The 21,641-nt window shown below is 60.8% G+C and carries 22 protein-coding genes and 2 pseudogenes; 16 read left to right on the top strand and 8 right to left on the bottom strand.

Annotated elements, in window-relative coordinates:
- Positions 1-88: 88 nt before the first annotated feature.
- The 8 genes from EBB79_RS21960 (at position 89) to EBB79_RS21935 (ending at position 12,617) form a co-directional block, all read left to right on the top strand.
- On the top strand, positions 89-1,546 hold the full coding sequence (locus EBB79_RS21960) for a calcium-binding protein (RefSeq protein ID WP_164860885.1): 1,458 nt from the start codon (positions 89-91) through the stop codon (positions 1,544-1,546).
- 285 nt (positions 1,547-1,831) lie between these two features.
- Entirely contained in the window at positions 1,832-3,742 is a 1,911-nt protein-coding gene (locus EBB79_RS25050; RefSeq protein WP_238705112.1) for an FG-GAP-like repeat-containing protein, read from the top strand.
- Positions 3,743-3,805: 63 nt separating this feature from the next.
- On the top strand, positions 3,806-4,414 hold the full coding sequence (locus EBB79_RS25045) for a hypothetical protein (RefSeq protein ID WP_238705111.1): 609 nt from the start codon (positions 3,806-3,808) through the stop codon (positions 4,412-4,414).
- A 49-nt stretch (positions 4,415-4,463) separates the two neighbouring features.
- Positions 4,464-4,853: an ASPIC/UnbV domain-containing protein gene (locus tag EBB79_RS25040; RefSeq protein WP_238705110.1), complete on the top strand. Its 390-nt coding sequence runs from the start codon at positions 4,464-4,466 to the stop codon at positions 4,851-4,853.
- Between the two features lie 202 nt (positions 4,854-5,055).
- On the top strand, positions 5,056-6,366 hold the full coding sequence (locus tag EBB79_RS21950; protein ID WP_127751180.1) for a DUF7933 domain-containing protein: 1,311 nt from the start codon (positions 5,056-5,058) through the stop codon (positions 6,364-6,366).
- Positions 6,329-10,804: a beta strand repeat-containing protein gene (locus EBB79_RS21945; protein ID WP_127751179.1), complete on the top strand. Its 4,476-nt coding sequence runs from the start codon at positions 6,329-6,331 to the stop codon at positions 10,802-10,804. Before EBB79_RS21950 ends, EBB79_RS21945 begins: the two co-directional genes overlap by 38 nt.
- Positions 10,801-11,328, top strand: coding sequence for a Calx-beta domain-containing protein (locus EBB79_RS21940; protein ID WP_127751121.1), 528 nt, complete (start codon positions 10,801-10,803; stop codon positions 11,326-11,328). The genes EBB79_RS21945 and EBB79_RS21940 overlap by 4 nt, the downstream gene beginning before the upstream one ends.
- 101 nt (positions 11,329-11,429) lie before the next feature.
- The gene (locus EBB79_RS21935) at positions 11,430-12,617 is read left to right on the top strand and encodes a hypothetical protein (RefSeq protein ID WP_127751178.1); all 1,188 of its coding nucleotides are present in this window, start codon (positions 11,430-11,432) and stop codon (positions 12,615-12,617) included.
- A 23-nt stretch (positions 12,618-12,640) separates the two neighbouring features.
- On the opposite strand, the gene EBB79_RS25745 is transcribed toward EBB79_RS21935, so the two are convergent.
- From EBB79_RS25745 to EBB79_RS25735, 7 genes and pseudogenes are all read right to left on the bottom strand, one after another.
- The gene (locus EBB79_RS25745; RefSeq protein ID WP_164860884.1) at positions 12,641-12,835 is read right to left on the bottom strand and encodes a hypothetical protein; all 195 of its coding nucleotides are present in this window, start codon (positions 12,833-12,835) and stop codon (positions 12,641-12,643) included.
- A 263-nt stretch (positions 12,836-13,098) separates the two neighbouring features.
- A pseudogene (locus tag EBB79_RS25740) lies at positions 13,099-13,476 on the bottom strand (tetratricopeptide repeat protein); the annotation flags it as partial.
- Between the two features lie 59 nt (positions 13,477-13,535).
- Positions 13,536-13,862, bottom strand: coding sequence for a tetratricopeptide repeat protein (locus EBB79_RS21920; protein ID WP_127751175.1), 327 nt, complete (start codon positions 13,860-13,862; stop codon positions 13,536-13,538).
- Positions 13,859-14,563 carry a tetratricopeptide repeat protein gene (locus EBB79_RS21915; RefSeq protein ID WP_164860883.1) on the bottom strand — a complete coding sequence of 235 codons (705 nt, stop codon included), beginning with the start codon at positions 14,561-14,563 and terminating at the stop codon, positions 13,859-13,861. Before EBB79_RS21915 ends, EBB79_RS21920 begins: the two co-directional genes overlap by 4 nt.
- Complete coding sequence (locus EBB79_RS21910; protein WP_164860882.1) at positions 14,535-15,290, bottom strand: tetratricopeptide repeat protein; 756 nt, start codon at positions 15,288-15,290, stop codon at positions 14,535-14,537. Before EBB79_RS21910 ends, EBB79_RS21915 begins: the two co-directional genes overlap by 29 nt.
- Before the next feature lie 234 nt (positions 15,291-15,524).
- Positions 15,525-16,031 (bottom strand): prepilin peptidase, encoded by a 507-nt coding sequence (locus EBB79_RS21905; protein WP_164860861.1) that lies wholly within the window; start codon positions 16,029-16,031, stop codon positions 15,525-15,527.
- 63 nt (positions 16,032-16,094) lie between these two features.
- Positions 16,095-16,169, bottom strand: a pseudogene (locus EBB79_RS25735) (prepilin peptidase); the annotation flags it as partial.
- Positions 16,170-16,407: 238 nt separating this feature from the next.
- Between EBB79_RS25735 and gspG the strand changes: the two are divergent.
- The 8 genes from gspG to gspM all read left to right on the top strand — a co-directional run bounded on the left by gspG (position 16,408) and on the right by gspM (position 21,050).
- The gene (gene gspG, locus EBB79_RS21900; RefSeq protein WP_127751116.1) at positions 16,408-16,869 is read left to right on the top strand and encodes a type II secretion system major pseudopilin GspG; all 462 of its coding nucleotides are present in this window, start codon (positions 16,408-16,410) and stop codon (positions 16,867-16,869) included.
- Positions 16,854-17,315, top strand: a complete 462-nt coding sequence (locus tag EBB79_RS21895; protein WP_127751173.1) for a prepilin-type N-terminal cleavage/methylation domain-containing protein — start codon at positions 16,854-16,856, stop codon at positions 17,313-17,315. The genes gspG and EBB79_RS21895 overlap by 16 nt, the downstream gene beginning before the upstream one ends.
- Complete coding sequence (locus EBB79_RS21890) at positions 17,300-17,674, top strand: prepilin-type N-terminal cleavage/methylation domain-containing protein (protein WP_164860881.1); 375 nt, start codon at positions 17,300-17,302, stop codon at positions 17,672-17,674. Before EBB79_RS21895 ends, EBB79_RS21890 begins: the two co-directional genes overlap by 16 nt.
- The gene (locus tag EBB79_RS21885) at positions 17,671-18,330 is read left to right on the top strand and encodes a type II secretion system protein GspJ (protein ID WP_127751113.1); all 660 of its coding nucleotides are present in this window, start codon (positions 17,671-17,673) and stop codon (positions 18,328-18,330) included. Before EBB79_RS21890 ends, EBB79_RS21885 begins: the two co-directional genes overlap by 4 nt.
- Positions 18,327-19,256 carry a type II secretion system minor pseudopilin GspK gene (gspK, locus tag EBB79_RS21880; RefSeq protein ID WP_127751171.1) on the top strand — a complete coding sequence of 310 codons (930 nt, stop codon included), beginning with the start codon at positions 18,327-18,329 and terminating at the stop codon, positions 19,254-19,256. Before EBB79_RS21885 ends, gspK begins: the two co-directional genes overlap by 4 nt.
- 113 nt (positions 19,257-19,369) lie before the next feature.
- The gene (locus tag EBB79_RS21875; RefSeq protein WP_127751170.1) at positions 19,370-19,822 is read left to right on the top strand and encodes a hypothetical protein; all 453 of its coding nucleotides are present in this window, start codon (positions 19,370-19,372) and stop codon (positions 19,820-19,822) included.
- Positions 19,714-20,553: a type II secretion system protein GspL gene (gene gspL, locus EBB79_RS21870; RefSeq protein WP_238705109.1), complete on the top strand. Its 840-nt coding sequence runs from the start codon at positions 19,714-19,716 to the stop codon at positions 20,551-20,553. Before EBB79_RS21875 ends, gspL begins: the two co-directional genes overlap by 109 nt.
- Positions 20,550-21,050, top strand: a complete 501-nt coding sequence (gspM, locus tag EBB79_RS21865; RefSeq protein ID WP_127751168.1) for a type II secretion system protein GspM — start codon at positions 20,550-20,552, stop codon at positions 21,048-21,050. The genes gspL and gspM overlap by 4 nt, the downstream gene beginning before the upstream one ends.
- Before the next feature lie 27 nt (positions 21,051-21,077).
- Here the strand turns inward: gspM and EBB79_RS21860 are convergent, their stop codons facing one another.
- Positions 21,078-21,593: a tetratricopeptide repeat protein gene (locus EBB79_RS21860; protein WP_238705108.1), complete on the bottom strand. Its 516-nt coding sequence runs from the start codon at positions 21,591-21,593 to the stop codon at positions 21,078-21,080.
- Positions 21,594-21,641 lie beyond the last annotated feature (48 nt).

Raw genomic sequence — 21,641 nt, 5'->3', positions numbered from 1 at the left:
TGCCATCTAAAACACGGCAATGCACAGGGCAGGATCGCAACGGAACCTGTGCCGGCGACTATCGCCCGCTTTTGTCGAGGACCTCAAGATGAAAACCCGATTGGACAGAGACGTCAGAGAGATCGGTGGCCCTCTCGTTGTGGCCATTGCAGATGCGGCAATAGCCACCAATGGCTTGCCTGTTGTCCGCAGCAAGCCGGGCCTCCAGGCACTGATCTACAATAACGACCTGATCCAGGGCGGTGACGGCAACGATACGATTTTTGGCGGCGCTGACAATGACACGCTGCTGGGAGACGCGGGGCATGATAATCTTTTTGGTGAAGACGGCGCCGACAGCCTGTCCGGTGGCCGGGATAACGACCTCCTGTCTGGCGGCAGCGGCAATGACCACCTGGATGGGGCCCAGAACGAAGACCGGCTATATGGCGGCGTTGGAGATGACACTCTGCTCGGTGGCGCCGGCTTTGATACCCTCTTTGGTGGCATTGGCGATGATACGCTTCATGGCGGCGCCCAGGCTGACCAACTCATGGGCGAATGGGGCAACGATCTCCTCTCTGGTGGCGATGGCAACGACACGCTTTGGGGGGCTCAGAACGAGGACCACCTGTTTGGCGGTGCAGGAGACGACTGGTTGGACGGTGGTGTTGGCCTCGACCAGCTGTTTGGCGGCACTGGCAACGATACTCTGATCGGCGGCGCCCAGTCGGACCGGCTCATGGGCGAATGGGGCAACGATCTCCTCTCTGGCGGCAGCGGCAATGACCAGCTGGATGGGGCCCAGAACGAAGACCGGCTATATGGCGGCAGCGGCAATGACACCCTGTTCGGCGGCGCCGGCTTTGATACCCTCTTTGGCGGCATTGGCGATGATACGCTTCATGGCGGCGCCCAGGCTGACCACTTAACTGGGGAATGGGGCAACGATTTCCTCTCTGGCGGCGATGGCAATGACCGCCTGGAGGGAGCTCAGAACGAGGACCACCTGGAGGGCGGTGCAGGAGACGACTGGTTGGACGGTGGTGTTGGCCTCGACCAGCTGTTTGGCGGCACCGGCAACGATACGCTTTATGGCGGCGCCCAGGCTGACCGGCTCATGGGGGAATGGGGCAACGATCTCCTGTCTGGCGGCAGCGGCAATGACCGCCTGGAGGGGGCCCAGAACGAAGACCGGCTATATGGCGGCAGCGGCAATGACACTCTGATTGGCGGCGCCGGCTTTGATACCCTCTTTGGCGGGGACGGGGCGGATACCCTGATCGGCGGCGCCCAGGCCGATAGTCTCACCGGTGGTGGGGGGGCGGACGTTTTTGTTTTCCATGATGGTTTTGGTGCGGATCAGGTGACGGATTTTGACGCTTCAGATACTGCGGAACAACTGGATTTGAGCGGGGTGGCCACGATCCTGAATTTCGCGGATCTTGCGGCCAATCACATGTCCCAGTCAGGCGCTCATGTGGTCATTGACGCGGGCAATGGCGATAGCATCACCTTGCTAAATGTGCAGCTCTCCGATCTCGATGTGAGTGACTTCATATTCTAAGTCATTGCTCTGTTGATCTGATCTCGGGGAAAGACTGGTAGCCTCAGCCGTTTCCAGGCAAAGACATGATGGCCAAAGTGGCACGAGCTCTCTATTCTGACTGCGAGCACAAGCCCAAGCTTAAAACGCGCTCATAGTCATCAGCTACCCGTCCGCAAAGGCTTTGTCTTCAGTGATCATCTCTGCTTATCCTAAACGTGTCTTCCTTGCCCTTCTGATCCTTGGCGCGCTGGCCTTTTATTTTGGACCGGGTCGCGCTATCCGGCCCTCAGTGAAAAGGCCATCATGTCGGGCGCCATTCAGCTTGAGGACCCCTTGAGCTTTGAGGCATGGTTCCCGCTGGAGGCCGACATGGTGCTCTGGCAACGTGTTTTCTATTCAACGCTCAACTGGCTGCACACCAACCAGCAGGGGATGACTTTTGGTATCCTCTTTGCTGCCGGATTCATGACGCTGTTGGCCTATCTGCCGCGCAAAAGTTTTCAGGGTGGTTTTGCCAATGCCATGCTGGGGCTGGGGATTGGAGCGCCGCTGGGGGTCTGCGCCAATTGCGCGGCACCCATCGGCAGGGGGGTCTATGCTGCGGGAATGCGCGCGGAGACCGCATTGGCCGCCATGGTGGCCTCGCCAACACTCAATGTCGTGGTGCTGTCGATGTTGTTCTCCCTGATGCCTTTTTATATGGCCGTCACCAAGCTTGGCCTCAGCCTGTTTGTAATTCTGGTCGCGGTGCCGCTCCTGTGCCGCTGGCTGCCGCAGGTTCAACTTGGCGCTTCACAGGACATCGGCGGGAAGATCCAAGCAGAGGTGCAGCCGCCGAAACGGACCTCCCAGTCTCCTGCCTGGAACAGTCCCGCGCTTGCCGCGGTGCAGCCCGACGAGAGTTTTATCGCTGCCATCCTTGGGGTCGCCCGGACCTATCTTACACATCTTTGGTACATCATCCGCCTCACGGTGCCGATGATGCTGCTGGCTGGTCTCCTTGGCGCCCTGGTGGCCACACTCTTTCCCCAAGACCTGGTTGTCGATCTCGGCTTTGGTATTCTGGCTTTGACGGCGCTAACCCTGATTGCCCTCTTTTTGCCGGTGCCCATGGGGTTTGACGTGGTGCTTTGCGGTGCCCTGTTCGCCGCTGGGCTGGCCCATGGTTATGTCATGGCCGCACTTTTCACCCTGGGCAGTTTCTCGGTCTATTCTGCCATGATTATCAATCAAATGCTGGGCTGGCGTGCCGCCACGCTGATGGCCGCAGCGATCGCCACTCTTGGCTTTGGGGCTGGAATATCTGCGCATTATTATCACAGCTGGCAAAGCCAGCGGGCACTGGAGCACCTGCTGCAGGGGGATCTGGCGCCAGGTCTCGGCGCACCCGCTCCACAGGGGGTGTTCTTTGGCGCAGCCCAGGCCGCCACCCTGCCCCAATCCGCGGCTGCAGATACGCCCCCGATCACAGTCGTCCCCCAACCTTTGACATCACCGTCCCCCCCTGCGGACACCCTGTTCACCCGGGTCGAGGCTACCACCTTCGGGATTGATAAGCCGGTGGAATTCTCCATGCGCGACATGTGGCCTCCCTTTTGGGAGGGGCGCAGTCTGGCCACCGGCGACATCGACAATGACGGTGATCTGGATCTGGCGGTGGCCTCCTCGGAAGTGGGGCTTTATCTCTATACCAATGACGGGGCGGGAAACTTCAGCCGCCTGCCACTGGATCTGACCCCGCTTGAGGGGGCGCCGATCTTTAACGCCGTGCTGGTCGATATCGACAATGATGGCTGGCAGGATCTCTTTCTGGCGAGCTATCTGCGCGGCAATTACTGGTGGCGCAATAATGCCGGGCACTTTGACCCTGAGGCCCTGCGCCGGGTGGCTGGAAACCCACAAACGCCCCTTGCCATGGCGCTGAGTTTTGCGGACCTGGATCGCGATGGTTTTTTGGATCTTGCATTGGGCAACTGGGCTGCAGGGTGGTATCGCCGCATTCCCGGAGAGGAATCGCGCAACCGGTTGCTGTTCAATCCTGATGGCCAGCTGGACGGCACCCGGTTCACCGATCTGCCGGGCCTCCCCGGCGAAACCCTGTCGCTGCTCTTTACCGATTTTGACCAGGACGGGCTGAGTGATCTGATCGTCGGCAATGACTTCGACATCCCCGACTATTTTACCGGGGCGACGGGAAGGGCGGGCTCAGCATGATCACCGAACCCGAGGGGCTGATCCCCATACCACCACCACCACGATGGCCGTAAAAGCGCCGACTTGTTCAATACAGGCTACCCCGCGCTCTACCTGGCGCAGATCGCCGGACGCTCCTCCGGGGTTTCTGAGCGGCTAAAGATGCAATCGCTGGATCAGTATTGCAGCACCATCCAGGATCCAGCAGCCAAAGCGACCTGCGAAACGAATATGGCGATCAAGCGCTGGTATAAATCCGGCAACCGCTTTGATCCCTCTTATGCCGGGCGGTGCCAGCAGATGTCGGGGCGCTATCAGGCAGAGTGCAAGGCGATGCTGATCAAGGATTTGGCAATTCAAAGACGCGACCCCTCGCTCTGTGCTCTGATTCCCAAAGACCAATGGGTGCCGCAGGCCTATTGCGACTTACATTTCAAACCCACCCGCCAGCCTCTGCCCGCAGAGATTGCCGTCAGCCACCGCCAGATCCTGCGCTCTAATGTGCTCTTGGAATGGCAGGGGCATCTTACGGCGATACCGCGACGACGCGCGGCCTCGAAGTCGGCGGCTGGAGTTGGGATACCAAAGTGGCGGATTTTGACCTGGATGGCTGGCAGGACGTCTATATCGTCAATGGCACCTGGGTCCCCAACGAGGTTTCACCTTCCAATCTGTTTTTCAAAACAACGGTGAGGGTGGTTTCGCCGAGGCCTCGGATGCGGCCGGGCTAGAGGATTTTCTGATGACCGCGACTGCGGCGCAGTTCGACCTGGATGGGGATGGAGATCTTGATTTGGTGACCCATCCGGTCAACGGACCGCTGGCGCTGTTTCGCAACACAGCCCAAGGCTCGAGACTGGTCGTGGAGCTGGAGGATCTGACCGGCAACCGCGCGGGTATTGGCGCCCGGATCACCCTGCTGAACGCAGATGGCAGCGCGCAGATGCGCGAGCTGCAATTGGGCGGCGGATTCATGAGTTTTGATGCACCGCGGGCTCATTTTGGTTTGGCGGGCGCGCAACACGCCGCCGGTTTGCAAATTCTCTGGCCCGATGGCGTGCAAACCCAACTGAAAGGCCCTCTGTCTGCGGGACAGCTTTATCGGATCACCCGACACCCGCGCCCAGAATAGGCGATGATTCCTCTCTCCGGTGTGCGGGCGACCCAGAATGCAGGCCAAATTGAGACAGTTTTAAAAGACTAACCAAAAGTGTGTCTATTTGAAAATCCAATCATTGCCGCGACGGCACCTTCTTTGTAACGTATAAGTTGGGTGCCTGATCATTCTGGTCAAACACCACCAAAATTAAAAAGATGAATTTTTCGGGGACATCATGACACTTGTTCTGCAGCGTATTTTGCGCAACTTCTCTGCCTTCCTGTTTCTGCTGCTGCCTGGCGTTGCCTTTGCCCAGGGCGCACCCAGCTTCACGGCCCTGTTTTCTCCGGATTCGATCTCTGCAGGCAATAATTCATCTCTGACATTCACCATCACCGAGATTGCAGGCAATCCAGCAGAAACCCTGGCCTTTTCTGCCACCCTGCCCACCGGCGTCACCATTGCCAGCGGTAGCCAGAGCAACAGCTGCGACGGCGTATTCACCGCCACAAGCGGCAGTGCCAGCCTGTCTTTAAGCGCCGGACGCCTGGGCGCCAGCCAAAGCTGTGTTATCACGCTGCCTGTCACCTCCACCACAGTGGCAGCCCATACCTTTACCAGCGGTGACCTGACCTCTGATCAAGGGAATAGTGGCAGCGCCACGGATATTCTGACCGTTACCGCAGCCAGCGGCAGCAACTACAACAAATCCTTTAGCCCTGCGGCAGTCGACCCCGGCAGCGTCAGCACACTGACCTATACCTTTGACATCGTTTTGCCCGGCAGCCCCGGCATTTCAGATTGGCGCGTGCCCAGTTTCACCGAAACCCTGCCGGCTGGTTTGCAGTTCCCCGACCCGACAACCACCACCAACAGTTGCACAGGCACCCTGACGGTTGACCGCGACGCGGGAGAACTGGACTTTACCGGGGGTACAATCACCACTGGCGGCACCACCACCTGTACCATCACCGTGCAGGTTCAGGGCGTGACCCAGGACAGCTATGATGTGGAGAATGATCTCATCATTCGGGATGCCTTTAGCACCCTCATTTCTCAGGACACCGCCTCGGCCGATCTAACGGTTAACCCCGGTCCGGTCGATGGCATCGACCTGATTAAGGCCTTTGATGTCGTCCAGGCGAATGCCGGATCGACTGTGACACTGGACTTTACCCTGACCAATACCAGCCGTGACGACAGCGCCACCAGCATTGCCTTCAGTGATCTTCTGGATACCAGCTTCCTATCCGGTACCGTCTTTGCAAGCCTCAACAGCAATTCCTGCGGCGGCACGGTGGTCGGGACAGGCACCGACACATTTGATTTCTCAGGCGGCAGTCTGGCGGCCAACGGGGCCAGCTGCACCATTTCCATTGAAGTCGACCTGCCAGCAGGCGCTGCCGATGGGACCCATACCAATACCACCACGGCAGTGACCGGACTGATTGGCAGCACCCCGTATACTGGGGATACCGCCAGCACCACGCTGCGGGTTCTGGGTCTTGATGCCCAACCCCCGTTTTCAGCAAAGCTTCACCGATGATCCGGTGGCGCCAAGTGGCACTGTCACTCTGCGCTATGAGCTCAGCAATCCCAATCCCGGCCAGATCCTCAGCGATATGACCTTTATCGACAATATTTCCGCGATTACGGGCAGTACGGGCATTTCGATCAATACCGTGCCCGGCACCGATCCCTGTGGGGTGAGCAGTAGTGTGGCGTTGATCTTCATCGACGACGATGTCTTTGGCGTTGAGCTTACCGCCGGGACCCTGGCGGCCAGCGACAGCTGTAGCTTTAATGTGACGCTGGATATCGACAGTGATGTGGCGCCGGCAGACTATGTCTCGACCAGTGGGGACGTGACAGCCACGGTGAGCGGCAATACCGTCATCGCCTCTGGCGCAAGCGATACACTACAGATCGAGGGCGGTGCCAATCTCAGCTTTGCCAAAGAATTCACTGAGACGGTCCTTGGCGCGGGTCAAAGCACCACGCTCACCTTCCTCCTGACCAGTGCCCCAGAATCCCCCAGTACAGCCACCGGCCTCACCTTCACCGATGATCTGAGCAGCTTTCTTGCGGGGGCGACCTTCAGCACCAACAGCGACAACTGCGGTGGCAGCCCGGTGCTATCGGCTGGCGATACACTCCTGACCTACAGTGGCGGCTCTCTGGCCCCCGATGCCAGCTGTACAATCGATGTGACCGTTACGCTTCCGGGCAGCCTGACCAATGGCACCTATACCAATACCACCTCGACGCTCACCGGCACGGCCGGCGGTGAATCCCTGGTGGTCTCTGCCGCCAGCGATGACCTGCAAATTCTCACAGCAGAACCGCTGCAACTGACCAAGAGTTTCTCTCCTGCCGAGGCCCTGCCTGGCGAGGCCGTCACCCTAACCTATACGCTGACCAACCCGGATCCGACCTTCGCTTATGCGGTCTCCGTCTTTACCGAAAGCTACTCCTCCGCCTTAGGTAGTCTGGCCGCCACCTCTATGCCCGCAGGCGGTTTCTGCGGCGGGTCAAGCACAGCCTCGGGCACCACCTTTGGTATTTTCGCGTCCCTGGACATTGCGGCGGGCGACAGCTGCAGCTTTGATGTGCCATTGCTGGTGCCAGTCGGAGCTGCGGATGGCAGTTACAGCAGCGTCACCTCCAGCATCAACGCAACAGTGGATGGCAATGCGGTGGTCCTGCCTGCTGTCGGCGCCAGTTTTTCTGTAAATTCTGCACAGGTAGAACTGAGCAAATCCTATAGCGATGATACCCTGGCTCCTGGTGACACGGTGACCGTGGATTATGTGCTGACCAACCTCAGCAGCATACAGGCGCTCAGCGCGCTGGCCTTTACGGATAATCTGGATACCCAGCTTTCTGGCCTGGTGGCCACCGACACGCCAATCATTTCCACCTGCGGCGGCGGCTCCTCTCGGGAACCTCAACGCTCAGTTTCTCGGGGCACCCTGGCCGCCAGCGCCAGCTGTACCATCAGCGTGACCCAGCAAGTCCCGGGCGGCGCCAGTGCCAGCATCTATTCTGGCACCACCAGCGGTGTAACCGGCACTGCCAGCGGTCTCGCGATCACTGGTCCTGCCGTCTCTGCGGCTTTCACGGTCACCTCCTTCGAATTGCCCAGCTTCAGCAAAAGCTTCTCTGACCCCGTTCTTGGCGCGGGCGGCAGCACCACGCTGACCTATGTAATCACCAACAATGACGGCAGCACCACCCTCTCTGGCCTGCGCTTTAGCGATGATCTGGATGCGGCTCTCACCGGGTTTAGCGTCACTGGCGGCACTGGCAGTAACCTTTGCGGCACCGGCTCAACCGTGTCCGGCACCAGTGAAATCCTCCTGGAGGATGGCACGCTGGCCCCCGGAGACAGCTGTAATATCGTGCTGACAGTTGCCGTTCCCGCTGGGGCCACCACGGGCGGCTACCCTGGCGCCACCAGCACCCTGACCGAAAATGGGGAATTCGCCGCTAGCGCTGCCAGCGCCACGCTGACCATTGAGCCAGCGCCTGGATTTTCCAAGGATTTTGCCAGTTCTTCCATCGTGCAGGGGGATGTCTCCACGCTCACCTTCACTCTGGACAACAGTGCCGCCAGCGTTGCGGCCAGCAGCCTGGATTTCACCGATAACCTGCCCGCAGGGTTGACCGTGGCCAGCCCCGCCAATGCCAGCACCACCTGCACCGGCGGCACATTGACCGCAACCACAGGCACCGCCAGCATCAGCTACACAGGCGGCAGTGCCGCTGCCGCCAGCTGTACTGTCTCTGCAGATGTGCGCGCCACCAGCAGCGGAACTCTGGTCAACACCAGCGGGGATCTCACCTCTTTCCTTGGCAATTCCGGCACCGCAACCGCCACCTTAAGCGTCAGTGCTGCACCGGTCCCAGGCTTTGCAAAAGCCTTTTCCGATGACAGCATCGCCCAGGGCGGCAGCACCCCGCTGACCTTCACCATCGACAACAGTGCTGCCTTGATGGAGGCCAGTAGCCTGGACTTCACCGATAACCTGCCCACAGGGTTGACCGTGGCCAGCCCCGCCAATGCCAGCACCACCTGCACCGGCGGCACATTGACCGCAACCGCAGGCGCCGCCAGCATCAGCTACACAGGCGGCAGTACAGCCATTGGTGCCAGCTGTACCGTCTCTGCAGATGTCACCGCCGCGACAACTGGCAGCCTGGTCAACACCAGCGGAGATCTCACCTCTTCCCTTGGCAACTCCGGCACCGCAACTGCCACTCTGAAAGTGCCGGGCCTGAGCCTGGACAGCCCGATTGCCTCTGATGACGTGGTCAATTCGGCCGAGGCCCCTGCAGTCACCTTCTCTGGCAGTACCACACAGATCGAAGATGGCGAGACTGTCAGCGTCACCGTCACCGACAGTGCCTCGGCCACAGTTTCGGGCAGCGCCACAGTGGCCAGTGATGCCTGGAGCCTGGCGCTGGATCTCAGCAGCCTTGCCGACGGCGCCCTCACTGTGACCGCTGATGCTGCTGATGCCTCGGGCTCCTCGGCGCCGCAGGTCAGCGCCAGTTTCTCAAAGAATACCAATACGCCCTCTCTGGCCTTTGACAGCCCGCTGGCCGGAGACGATATTGTCTCTGCCGCAGAAAGTGCAACAGTCACCATTTCGGGCACATCTTCCGGCGTGCCCGATGGCGAGACTGTCAGCGTTACCGTCACCGACAGCGCCTCGGCTACGGTTTCGGGCAGCACCACAGCGGCCAGCGATGCCTGGAGCCTGGTGCTGGATCTCAGCAGCCTTGCCGAAGGCAGCTTGACCGTCACGGCAGATGCCGCCGATGGGGCGGGAAACCCGGTGGTTCAGATCAGCACCACGCTGAGCCATGATCTCAACCCACCCACAGGCTATAGTGCCAGCTTTGATCAGGATCCGGTCAACAACAGCAACGAGAGTGCTGCCAGCTTCACCTTCGCCAGTGCCGAGACCGGCACCAGCTATGCCTATACGATCTCCTCGGACGGCGGCGGCAGCGATGTCACCGGCAGTGGCACCATTGCCAGCGCAACGGATCAGATCACCGGCATTGACCTGTCCGGGCTGGGCGATGGCACGCTGACACTTTCGGTGGTTCTGACCGACAGCGCAAACCAGGCTGGAACCGCAGCCACGGATACCACCACCAAGAATACTGACGCACCCACAGTCACGCTGAGCGGCCCGACAGATGCGCAGAGCGATCCCTTCACCGTTGATCTGACCTTCGGCGAAGCGGTGACCGGACTGGCCGCAAGCGCATTGATCATTGACAATGGCACCGCCTCAGACCTCACCGGCAGCGGCACCAGCTACAGTGTCACAATAACGCCAGATCATGATGGCACCGTGACACTCTCGCTGCCTGCAGGCAGTGCCCAGGACAGCACCGGCAACGGCAACCTCGTCAGCAACGAGATCGAGGTCATCGCCGACCTGACCGGCACACCCGATCCCAATCCGGATCCTGATGCGGATGGCGACGGCATTCCCGACAATTTGGAAAGCAGCACCGCCGACCGCGATGGTGACGGGATTGTGGATTCGGCCGATTATGACCCTCAGGGCTACTTCTACTGCGAGGATGACGGCCGCATCCTGTCCGGCGGCGGCATTACCGTCACCGGCCCCAGCGGCTCCAACAGCAGCGTTGGGATCTCGAATAACATTAATATCCTGCGCGATGGCTCGACCGGAGAATACCAGTGGTTTGCCCTCGTGCCCGGCAACTACAGCGTGTCTTACAGCTACCCAAGCACCGGCGTGGCAAGCACCGCCCGGCTGTCCTCTGGCAGTCTGGACGTGACCTCGTTACTGCCCGCCAACCCAGCTGTGCTTGGCTCTACCGAAGTGGGCAGCACCGGTGTGCTGGCAGATACCTCCCTCAGCGCCAACCCGGCGTTCTACGACAGTTTCGTCATCGAGGTGGCGACCCCAATGTGCTGGCCAATAACATTCCAATGACCCAATGCTCTGCCGTGGTCACGCTGAGTGCCAATGATAACGGCGCCGAAGCCAATGGCGGCAGCACCGATAGCGTCGGCTTTACCGTGAGCCTGAGCCCGAGCTCGTCTCAGGATACCGTGATCAGCTACAGTCTGGGCGGCAGCGCCACCTCGGGCACGGATTTCGTGACACCCACAGGCAGCGTCACGGTTGTGGCGGGCGACACCTCTGCCACGATCGAATTGACGGTGCTGGAAGACGGGCTGATCGAAGGCAGTGAAACCCTGACCCTGACCCTGACTGCGGTTACCTCCGGTGCACCCGGCGTTACCCTGTCGACCACCACATCGGACCTGACCCGCAGCAGCACGATCACCGATGACGATTTTGCCGTGGTCTCCGTGACCAATGACGATCTGACCGCTTCGGAAAATGGCACTGATACCGCTGCCATGTCCTTTGTTCTGCTGGGCCAGCCGACACAGGATGTGCAACTGGCCTTTGCCGGTGATGCGCAATGTAGCGTCTCCCCGCAACGCTGACCTTTGGCGCGGGCAATTACAGCAGCGCTCAGACCCTCACCATCACCGCAATCGATGACGAGGTTGTTGAAGGCACCCACAGCTGTCAGCCGACTGTGACGGTGAGTTCCACGGATACCAATTTCGACGGCTTTGCCTTGGCACTGGCACAGGTGGCAATCGCTGATGACCTGGTTGATCAGATCCGTGAACCGCTGAGCGAAATTCTGGAAAACGATCTCGAAGAAACCATCCGGACCCAGCAGCGTTATTTCAGCGGCATTTCCAAAGGCGCCCTGTCGCGCCTGCAGGCTGGCCAAGACGGTCTTGGCTGCGGAACAGTGGCACCGCTGGATGTCGATGGATCGGTCAATATCCAGGATGGCACGGGCCAGAGCGACGGCACCTTTGGCTATGATGTCTATGATTGCAACACTGGCAGCCGCGAGATCCTCGCCGGAGCGTTCAGTATCACCCACACCGAGAATATCGGCACCCAGGCTCTGTTCCAGTTCTCTCATCAGCGCGAGCGCCTGCTGTCCGAAACCCATTTGCAGGGCCGGTTCTGGGGCGGCTATGTCAGCCGCACCAATGTAACCGATCTGGCTGATGGCTCAATCAACGGGCTGGGCGTGAATGGCGGCATCTACGGGGCGCATCAGCTGGGCGAAGGATTGTTCATTGATTACTACGCCGCTGGCGCATTGGGGCATCACCGCTACAAGCTCAGCTTTGATGCGACACCAGCCGTGATCTCGACAGAGGGCAGTTATGATTATCTGGCCGCCTTTGGTGGCGTGGCGCTCTCGGGCGAGCATGCGTTTGAGACTTTCATGCTGCGACCCAGAGCAGGCATCGATCTGGCCTATGCGGTGGCCTCGGATGCGGATGTCACGGCCACCCAACTGGGACAGACCGACACCGGGAGCATCGATATTCCCAATACCACTGGCGGTCGCATTTTGCCGAGCTGGAGTTTTCCAATCTCGCCAACCCGGAGGGGCAACCCATTCGCGCGCCAGATCCAGACAGCACTGGCGCCACGCTTTGCCTGCGAAAGCTCATCGAATGAGAGCGGTGTGGACTGCGGTCTGGGAATTGCCTTCAGCCGCTCGGTCTTCGATCCACATACCGGGGTCGGCTACAGCTTCGAGATCGACTATGAACATATCGACGAGACCGACCGGTTAAGTGTCGATTTCCACCGGGAACGCCGCTTTTTCAATGATCGCGGTGCGGTGGTGACCCAGCTTTCGGTCTCCGCCAGCGATGCAGTATCAATCCAGCACGGGGTCCGGCTGGATTTCTGATCCAGCCCGGTTTCCCAAGTGGGTTATCTGTTCGCCAATTGATCGCCGCCCTTTATGACGGCCAGCTCTTGCGCTTCAACAAGCTGGCTCTGGGTCATCCGTGCGGAAAGTACAACCGCCAGTTCCGGGGCTTCGGGCTGCCCGGCACTGGCGGCCAGCACCAGCCACATATATCCAAGAACATAGTCCTGTGGCAGCGCCCGACCTTCAAAATACATAAGGCCCAGATTGGCCATGGCTGGCGGGTACCCTGCCTCTGCCGAGGACCGCAAAGCCGCGCCGCCTGGCGAAATTCTTCCTGTGAGGTTTCCGTTTTCTGCAGATGGTGCCAGCCCAGCAAAAAGCCGGCCAGAGGATCCCCGCGCGTGACCCCTTGACGCAGGCGCTCTAGCGCCTCGGCGCTGCTGTCCGGAGGCGCCAGACGGGTATCAAAGACCCACCCTGGGTGCAGGTTGCCAGTCTTGGCGCTGTTTTTTCGCGCGGCAAGCTGATGCAATTCGACAGCCAGCGCCTCATCCAGCGGCACGCCAAATCCATTCTCATACATGGTGGCCAGATTGCCCATGGCCAACGCCAATCCTTGATCTGCAGCAGCCTGAAACAGCGCGGCAGCCCGGACATAATCCTGCTGCACGCCATTTCCACGCACGTAGAGCAGTCCCAGATTGTTCTGCGCCCGCGCCTGCCCCGCCGCCGGCCCCTCATAAAGCTGCAATGCCCTGGCAAAATCTTGAGCCACCCCAGTGCCGTTTTGATACAGCACAGCCAGGCTTACCGCCGCCTCCTGATGCCCCAGATCCGCAGCCTGTTGATACAGATCAGCCGCCAGAGGTTTCCCCTCGGGCTGTGTTTCCAGCACGCGCGCCAGATCATAGAGATACGTCGCATCTCCGGCCTGCGCTGCCTTGCGCAGCCAGTTCAAAGCGGCCTGTGCGTTTGTCTCCACCCTATGCCATCAAAATAATACTGGCCCAACCGGTGTTGCGCCGCCGCATGTCCCTGATCGGCCGCCCGCGTGAACCATGTCGCGGCAAGGGCAAAATTCTGCAGCAGGCCACGGCCCTTTTCCAGCCGCAGTCCCAGGGCGTATTGCGCATCAGCCACCCCGTTCTGGGCCCCCTGTTCAAGCTGCGCAACAGGTACGTCCCGCCAATCGGCAAGCGTTTCCTGCGCCTGCAATGACAGGGGCTGCGACAGCCAAAGGGTAAAACAGAAAGCCAGGCGCCAGCTCAGAGACGAGGTCACTGTGAAATTCCTTCGGAGGTCTCTTCTGACAACGCCGCAGGCGGGCGCTCAACAAACCCTCTTGCCGCGGTCTGCGCTTTTGCGACCTGCTCCGGTGTCATCAAATCAGCCACCACGCCGCGCATCTTCAGCGCATCCCGGTGACCGCCTGCGGCCGCGATGTTGAACCATTTGTGGGCCATGACATAGTCCTGGTCCACACCCTGACCCTGAATATAAAGACGTCCAAGATTGTGTTGGGCCTCCACATCGCCGGTTTCAGCGGCCGCTTGAAACTGGTCAGCGGCCTGGACCGAAATCTCTCCGGACCTGTCTTCCTGCGTCAGCAACCAAAGGCCAAAGGCCGTCTGGGCCGGACGTAGACCGGCAGCGGCCTGCTGCGATAACCAATCCGCGGCGGCCGGATTTCCAGCCTCGGCCGCAGCCACGACCCAGGGTATGGCACGGTGCGGCGCCAACAGCCCGTCGAGCGCGCCGGTCGCCGCCAAACTGCCCAGATGCTGCTCTGCCACCGCGCTGCCTTGGTCCACTGCCAGCCGGTACAGCACCACCGCGTCCTGAAGGTCTGGTGCAGCGGCGTCTCCCGCTTCGCGTATCTGTCCTAACGTAAAACTGGCCTCAGCCACCCCTGCATCGGAGGCTGCCTTTAGCCAACGCACCGCCAGCGCCGGGTCAGCAGGAACCCCATGGGCGCCGCGCAAGGCGGTCCCCAGCACGGTGGCCGCCGCCGCTGCCCTGCGCCGCCGCCGCTTCCAGCCAGCGCTGCGCCTCGGCGGGACGGGCCGCGACTCCGTCTCCTGTCAGATATTTGCGCCCCAGTGCCAATTGCGCCTGACCAAAGCCGGTTTCGGCCGAGCGCAGCAACCAGTCAACGGCCGCCCTTCGGTTCTGTTCTACCCCTGTCCGCGGTCCAGCGCATAGGCCAAAAGAACTGCGCCTCACCATGGCCTGCATCAGCGGCTTCCTGCATCCAGCGCAGCGCCTGTTTGGCATCCTCCGCGATGCCTTCCCGCGTGCATAGGCCCGGCTCAGCTCAAATTGTGCCTCTATATGACCGTTCTCCGAAGCCGCCAGCAGCCAGGTAAACGCTTCCTCTGGATGCGCTGTTACCCCTAACACCACTGCGATACAGCAGACCCAGATAATATTGCGCCTCACTGTTGCCCCGCGCCGCCGCAGATTTGAACAGCCGCGCCGCGCGGGCGGGCTGGCTGACGGGATCTCCCTCGGGGCGCTGAGATAAATCCTGGCCAGCAGCACCGAGGCCTCCACATGGGTCTGCGCCGCCGCCTTCTCTAACCAGAGCCGGGCCGCCTCACGATCTGTGGGTCCACCGCGACCTTCCAGCAAGACCCGCCCATAGCGGTACTGTGCCAGGGCCGCCCCGGTTTCTTCGGCACGGCGTTTTAACCCTGCCGGGCAAAACAAAATTTCCCTGCGCCCAGGCCTGTTCGATATCTGCCATCTCTGGCAGGGCGGTCGCTGTTTCCGCACCCGCCTCCTGTGCCCAAGGAGCAGAAGGCCAGATGGGCGACAACGCCAGAAGAGCCATAAGTGGAAAAGTGGTTTTGAAAGTGTCATAATATCTCATCTTCTGGAACCTGCGGCGCGATCTTACGACCCACCTGCGGCAAGATCAAACCCAACGGCCCACTGGGACCATCACCCCGGCGGCACGCAGAAGCCAAAGCACTGCTGCTGCTGCACAGAGCGCTGTGCCAAAGGTAACGCGCGTTGACCCAACGACCTGACGTCCCCGCCCCGCCATGCCAGGACCAGCGCCGCGCCCAACCCCGAAAGCGCCGCCAACAGCACCATCAGGGGAAGATCATAGGGGCCAGAAAAACCGCCGAGCCCCACCATCAGTTTGACATCTCCAAACCCCAGCCCCTGGCGACCACGCAAAGCCTGTAGCCCACCCGCAGCCCCCAAAACTGCCGCCCCCAACAGCGCGCCCCAGAGGGTCAGCGTCAAAGTGTCCGCCTGCCAGGCTCCAATCAAAACAGTCAAAAACAGAGCCAGGGTCAGCCCGTCCGGCAACCGGAACCACAACAGGTCCGCCACCGCCAGACCAATCAGGAGCCACAGGAGCAGACAGGACAGCAGCACAGTGGCAACCGTCCCCGGCTGCCACCGCCAGCACCGCCGCCCCTGTGGCCAGGATCTCAATATAGAGCAACCAGGCCGGAATCGGCGCAGCGCAATGGCGACAGTGGCCGCGCACCAGAGCAAAGAGACGATTGGAATAAGGTCGCGGGGCGCCAGCACCGTCTTGCAGTTGCGGCAGGCAGAGCGGCGCCGAATCACGTCCTCCCCGGGTCAGCCGGTCGACCAGGACCCCAAGAAAGGAGCCAATAGCCGGAGCCAGCAAAAGCACAAACAGCAGATCTGTACTCATGTAGGTTCTACTCTGTGTCCAAAACCTGTCTGCATAAGCCGCACTCCTCTGTCTTCCCCCTTTCGGACTCCTACCCGGATCGGTTAAAGATCAAAAGACAGAGGTCCCCCTCTACCATGTGACCAGACAAATGAAAGAGTCCCTCCCATGACGCATCCCAGCGCCCAGCCCGGCTGCTGCCCGCCCCGCCGAGATGCAGGCTTTTCCCTGTTGGAGCTGATGGTGGTCGTGGTCATCCTTTCCGTGCTTGCATTGGTGATCGTGCCCCGCGTCATCGATCGCCCGGATCAGGCCCGCGCGGTGCGCGCGCAATCTGATATTGCTGCCATCTCCAGTGCGGTGAAACTCTACCGGCTCGACAACTATCGATACCCCACAACTGAGCAGGGCCTCCTGGCGCTGGTCACCCGGCCGAGCGGCGATCCAGTGCCCGCCAACTGGGCTGAAAACGGGTATATGGACCGGTTGCCGGTGGATCCCTGGGGTCAACCTTATCTGTATCTTTCACCTGGGGTTCATGGCGAGTTCGACATTTTCAGCTATGGCGCCAACGGAGTGGTCGGCGGCACCGGTACAGAGGCGGACATAGGTTCTTGGGCCTTAAATTAGAGACACAGCCTATCCACTCGGATGCGGGTTTTACGCTGATTGAACTGTTGGTCAGCCTCGCCATTCTTGCCGTGCTTGCAATTGCAGCTGTCCTGTCCCTCCCGCGCGGGGCTGCCCCGTCGGACCGCGATATGGCCCTGTTTCAGATCCAGTTTTCGTCAACCCGCCAGCGGGCAATCACGGGGCACCAAAGTCTGGGGCTCGCGCTGTCCCTACAGGGACTGCGCCGGGCTGAAAAACTCAAAGACGGTTGGCAATTCTCTACCCAACTGCAACGCTGGCAAGGCCCCGTGCATCTGGTACCCTCGGACCGCGCAGCCGCGTCTGACACTCCCGAAATCATCCTTCTCGCCACCGGACAAACCAGCGCGTTTCATATCAACTTTGGTTCTGGTGGCCGCTGCGAAAGCGATGGATGGACAGGCCTGACATGCCAGAGCAATTGACCCCGCAAGCGCGCACCTCCGGGCTGACACTGGTCGAGCTTGCCGTGGCCATCCTGGTGCTGGCCATCGGCAGCATGGCAGCGCTGCGGGCCACTGATCAGTCACGCCTGAGCATCGGCAGCGAGATGCCCCGGATTCTGGCCCGGCTGGCCGCCCGCAATCGCGCCGAGGAACTGCAGCTTTACGGTCCTGGCCACGCGCTCCCCGGTCAGGTTACCCTGGCGGGTCAGCCCATTTCCATTGAAACCCACTCTGAAACCACCGCAGGCGGGCTGTTGCTCAGCAGGATCACCGCGCGCGCCGTATCTGGTGAAGCGGCGATGCTGGTGGTTTATCTGCCGCCCGGGGTGCGACGGTGAAACTATCGCAGCAGGATCATGGCCTCAGCCTCCTTGAGCTGGTCGCCGCTATGGCCATTTTCGCCCTGGTGGCCGTTCTGGGTGTGCAGGCCCTGAGTGGTATGATCCGCATGCGCGAAGATCTGATCCAGCGCAGTGAACGGGCCGCCGAGCTTGACCGCACCGTCAGCCTGTTGCGCGCGGATCTTTCGGCCGTGGTTCCCATGTTGTTTTACCCCCCAGAACGCGCCCCACCGCAATCGGCTGTCCGGTTCCGGAACGGGGTGCTGGCGCTTTCGGTCAGTGGGCAATCCAGGCTGACGGATCACGGCAGCGCTGGCCTGCACCGCATCGAGTGGCAGCTCCAGAACGAGCGGCTCAGCCGGCGCATCTGGCCCGCGCTGACACCCGCGCGTGCCTCTGCGCAAAACCCGGCCATGCCAGTGCTTGAAGGTGTGACCGGGCTCCGTCTGCGCAGTTACTGGGAGACGCAGGGTTGGGTTGATGGTGTCGCACCAACCACCCTGCAGCCCACTCCTGATACCGGCCACGCATCTGATGGCGATCACAGTGGCCCCGCGCCTGAAATTTATTCAAGCACAGTCCCTCTGGCGTTGGAACTGATCTTGGAAACCCGTAATTTTGGCCGCCTTTCCCTTGTGGAGACCCTAAAATGAGCCCGGACAGAGGCTTTGTCCTGATCAATGCCCTCATTCTCGTGGCCGCGCTCTCTGCGGTGGCAGTCTTTTTGTTGACCCGGTCTGAAATCGGGCGGGCGCGGTTGCAGGCGGGCCAGGATGCGGATCAGCTGGCCATGGGGTTGGATGCCTTTGATGCCTTTGCCATGGCGCAGCTCACTGCCGACACCAACAGCATCGACCATCTTGGAGAATCCTGGGCAAAACCGTTGCCGGTTTTGCCATTGGCCCGCGGCTCTGTCAGCGGCCAGATCACCGGTCTGCAGGGGCGTTTCAACGTGAATTGGTTGGCCGACCCCGAACATATCATCGCCCATCAGGCGTTTGACCGCCTGTTGACGCGGCTGGCCATCCCCGCCCGGACGGGCGCGGCAATCCGCTCTTTCCTGCGCCCGGGAGGGCCAGAAAACCAGGGGCCCTGGATCCGGTTAGACCCGCCTCTGGATCCGGTCGGGGGGGCCATTCTCAGTCTGGAGCAGCTGCGGGCCATTCCACAGCTTTCGGATCGCTCATTTCAGCGGTTGTCTCCGTTTTTGGCGGCCCTGCCAGGGGACAGCGCCCTCAATGTGAACACTGCATCCAAAGAGGTGCTGGCAGCTTTCCTGCCACATTTGCCCCCCGCCGTTCTCATTCGTCTGCTGTCCACCCGGCAACGACAGCCCTTTGACTCCTCTGCAGCCTTTCTCTCAGCTGTCGGGATTGAAGAAGACACCGAGGAGACCGACGACCCAACGGATTCCGCGCCGCAGCTGTCCCCCGATCTGTTCGCGGTCTCTTCAAACTGGTTCCGGGCTGAGGCGACCACCACCCTGGGGGATCGCAAAGCGCAGCGGGTCACGATATTTCAACGGAAAGGGTTGCCCCGACGCATCACGATTGCCTGGCGCCGCAGCGCATGGCCTTGAGTTCTCGGGTAAAACCTGCAGACACAACAGATCCTGTCCGCCAACGGATTGCACTTGCCAGCGTCCCTGCGCATTCTGCAGCGATACCACCCCGCAACTGGAGCCCTGCCCCGATGTCCGCAGCCCCCACCAGCCGGCCCTCCAAGGCTGCACCAGACTTCATACTTTTGGGCGGGCCCCTGGCCGCGTCGCATCAAGTGGTGCTGGTGCCTGGCGAGATGGTACCACTCTACAGCCTTGATTTGCCGGCCTCACTGCGCAGCGGTATCCGCGAAAAAGTGGCCCGTCGTCAGCTGGCGGACCGGCTGGGCTTTGCCCCGGCCCTGCGCCCCTTTGTGCCTACGATACAGGGACACCCTAAGGCGAACACCAAAACTGGACCCGGGTCTTCACCGCAGATCCGGCCTGGCTCGAAAGCCTCAGTACCCTTTCAGGGCGCGCGGTCCTACCAGACTATTTGTCCCTCCCCACTGCCACCGATCTCTGGACCCTGGCCTGTACCGCCGAGGACCGTGTCCAAGCCCGCCTTGGTCCAAGTGACGGTTTCAGTGCGCATCTCACACTGACCCCCCTGCTCTTGGAGCAAGCCTTGGACAGCGGCCCACCACCGCGGGCTATACTGGTGATGAACGAGGTGGGTCCGGCCATCAGAGCGCTGGCAGAATCACGAAATATCCCAATATTAGAGACGCTTTTTGACGCTGAGGCATTGAAAATAGTCCCGCGCGTTCTCGCCCATGGTGAGCTGGCATGTGATCTGCGCAAAAATCCCATCGCATCGCAGGTACAGATGGCACGGCGTGTCCTGCCTTGGCGCTGGCCACTCTTGGCGGCGGCGCTGGCAGCAGCACTTTGGGCGGCAGCCCAGCAGATTGCCATTCAGCGCAGTGAGACCCATACCCAGGCCTTGAGAGCGAAGACCCAGGAACTGGTGCAACAGCACTTCACCCAGGGCGGTCCAGTGCTGGATCCCCGCCTGCAAGTCAGCCGCGTACTGGCCGAGCTGCAGCGTGCCAATGGCTCCAGCACCCATCAGACCAGCCCACTGGAGCTGGCCCGGCGCGCCGGCGCCATCATCACTGCGGCGGACGCCAAACCCGAAATGCTAACCTATCGAGAGGGACAGGGCCTCTCAGTGATCCTGCGTCTCCCGGATTTTGCCGCAGCCGAACGGCTTGCCGCAGCCTTTGCCGCAGAGGGCCTGGACGCCCGGTTGACAGAATCTGGCACCGCCAGCGATTCCGATGGGGTACGCGCCGAATTCACCATCGCAACACAGGCCGAGGACACAGAATGAACACTGGCCTGATCTCTCTGCTTTTGCGCCTCAGCCGCCGCGAACGGCTGCTGGTGGCCGCCCTGGTCTTTGCGGTGTTGCCTCTGGGGATTTTTCTGACGGTTCTGGTGCCTTTGCATGATCACCGTCTGCAGGCACAGGCCACCGAGGCCGAGGCGCAGGCTCTGCTGGTCTGGGTCGCCGATCAGACCGTGGAAAAAATCAATCTGCAGCAGCCCGACCTTTCTGCCGCACCCGCCAGCGCCATTGGGCTGAGCGGGTTGGAAAGCGGGCTGAGGGCTGCAGGTCTGGGGTCCTCTTTGGGTGAACTGCGCTCTGGCACCGGCGGCACAGTAGAAATGCGCTTTGAGCGCGCTGATTTCGCCCGGTTGGCCAATTGGCTCTCGACCACGCATCCCGACTGGGGGTATCGGTTCAAAGGGTTTCGCTTTGAGGCCACAGACGCTCCCAATCAGGTCAATGTATGGCTGACCCTGTCCCCGGCATCAGACCCATAATAGGGTCTAATACAGGCTATTTTGCAGCTATAGGGTTTTTAACCTGGCCTCAATACTGGCTCTGCGTCCCGCCATAGAGCCCAATGGGTCCAGGCTGGAATACTGTTTCAGAACCTCAGAAAAAGCAGCACTGGCGGCTTGCAGCTGAGCTTTCCCTTCAGCGGTCTTACCTTCACTCAAGAGGCGCAGCCCCAATTCATGTTGCGCAGTTCCCTGTACCGAAAGCGCGGCGGCGCGCGCCTCGTCTTTCTGACTGGCAACCAAACCGGCGGCCAGGCTGGCAGCCTGCTGAAAATTACCACTGCGCAATTCCGTATGCGCATATTCTAACTGCAACCGAGGGGTCAGCGGTCCGGCCTCTTCCTGCAGCAACCGGGTATAGGCTCGCCTGGCCTTGTCGTAGTTGCCGCTTTCCAGTGCAGTGCGGGCCACCCCATAGCGAGACTGAAAGCTAGTCGCCCCGGTCACACTGTCACTGCAGCTGCCCAAGACCACCAATGCTACAGCGGCAAGGCTAACCTTGGCAAAAATAACTGTCCTCATCATATGATCTTTCTGCCTGCTGAGGGGCTCATTTAGAAGGCCCGCTAA

Origin of the sequence: Parasedimentitalea marina, assembly GCF_004006175.1 — a bacterium.
GTDB classification, from domain to species: Bacteria; Pseudomonadota; Alphaproteobacteria; order Rhodobacterales; family Rhodobacteraceae; genus Parasedimentitalea; species Parasedimentitalea marina.
The sequence above is the reverse complement of the archived record's forward strand: the minus strand, read 5'-3'. Positions and strand labels throughout refer to the sequence as shown.

Coding starts and splice junctions, on each gene's coding strand:
- EBB79_RS21860 (WP_238705108.1), bottom strand. CDS start 21,593: ATGAGGACAGTTATTTTTGCCAAGGTTAGCCTTGCCGCTGTAGCATTG.
- EBB79_RS25050 (WP_238705112.1), top strand. CDS start 1,832: ATGTCGGGCGCCATTCAGCTTGAGGACCCCTTGAGCTTTGAGGCATGG.
- EBB79_RS21875 (WP_127751170.1), top strand. CDS start 19,370: ATGTCCGCAGCCCCCACCAGCCGGCCCTCCAAGGCTGCACCAGACTTC.
- EBB79_RS21890 (WP_164860881.1), top strand. CDS start 17,300: ATGCCAGAGCAATTGACCCCGCAAGCGCGCACCTCCGGGCTGACACTG.
- EBB79_RS21950 (WP_127751180.1), top strand. CDS start 5,056: ATGACACTTGTTCTGCAGCGTATTTTGCGCAACTTCTCTGCCTTCCTG.
- EBB79_RS25040 (WP_238705110.1), top strand. CDS start 4,464: ATGACCGCGACTGCGGCGCAGTTCGACCTGGATGGGGATGGAGATCTT.
- EBB79_RS21960 (WP_164860885.1), top strand. CDS start 89: ATGAAAACCCGATTGGACAGAGACGTCAGAGAGATCGGTGGCCCTCTC.
- EBB79_RS21940 (WP_127751121.1), top strand. CDS start 10,801: ATGACCCAATGCTCTGCCGTGGTCACGCTGAGTGCCAATGATAACGGC.
- gspM (WP_127751168.1), top strand. CDS start 20,550: ATGAACACTGGCCTGATCTCTCTGCTTTTGCGCCTCAGCCGCCGCGAA.
- gspG (WP_127751116.1), top strand. CDS start 16,408: ATGACGCATCCCAGCGCCCAGCCCGGCTGCTGCCCGCCCCGCCGAGAT.
- EBB79_RS25745 (WP_164860884.1), bottom strand. CDS start 12,835: ATGTATTTTGAAGGTCGGGCGCTGCCACAGGACTATGTTCTTGGATAT.
- EBB79_RS21945 (WP_127751179.1), top strand. CDS start 6,329: ATGCCCAACCCCCGTTTTCAGCAAAGCTTCACCGATGATCCGGTGGCG.
- gspK (WP_127751171.1), top strand. CDS start 18,327: ATGAGCCCGGACAGAGGCTTTGTCCTGATCAATGCCCTCATTCTCGTG.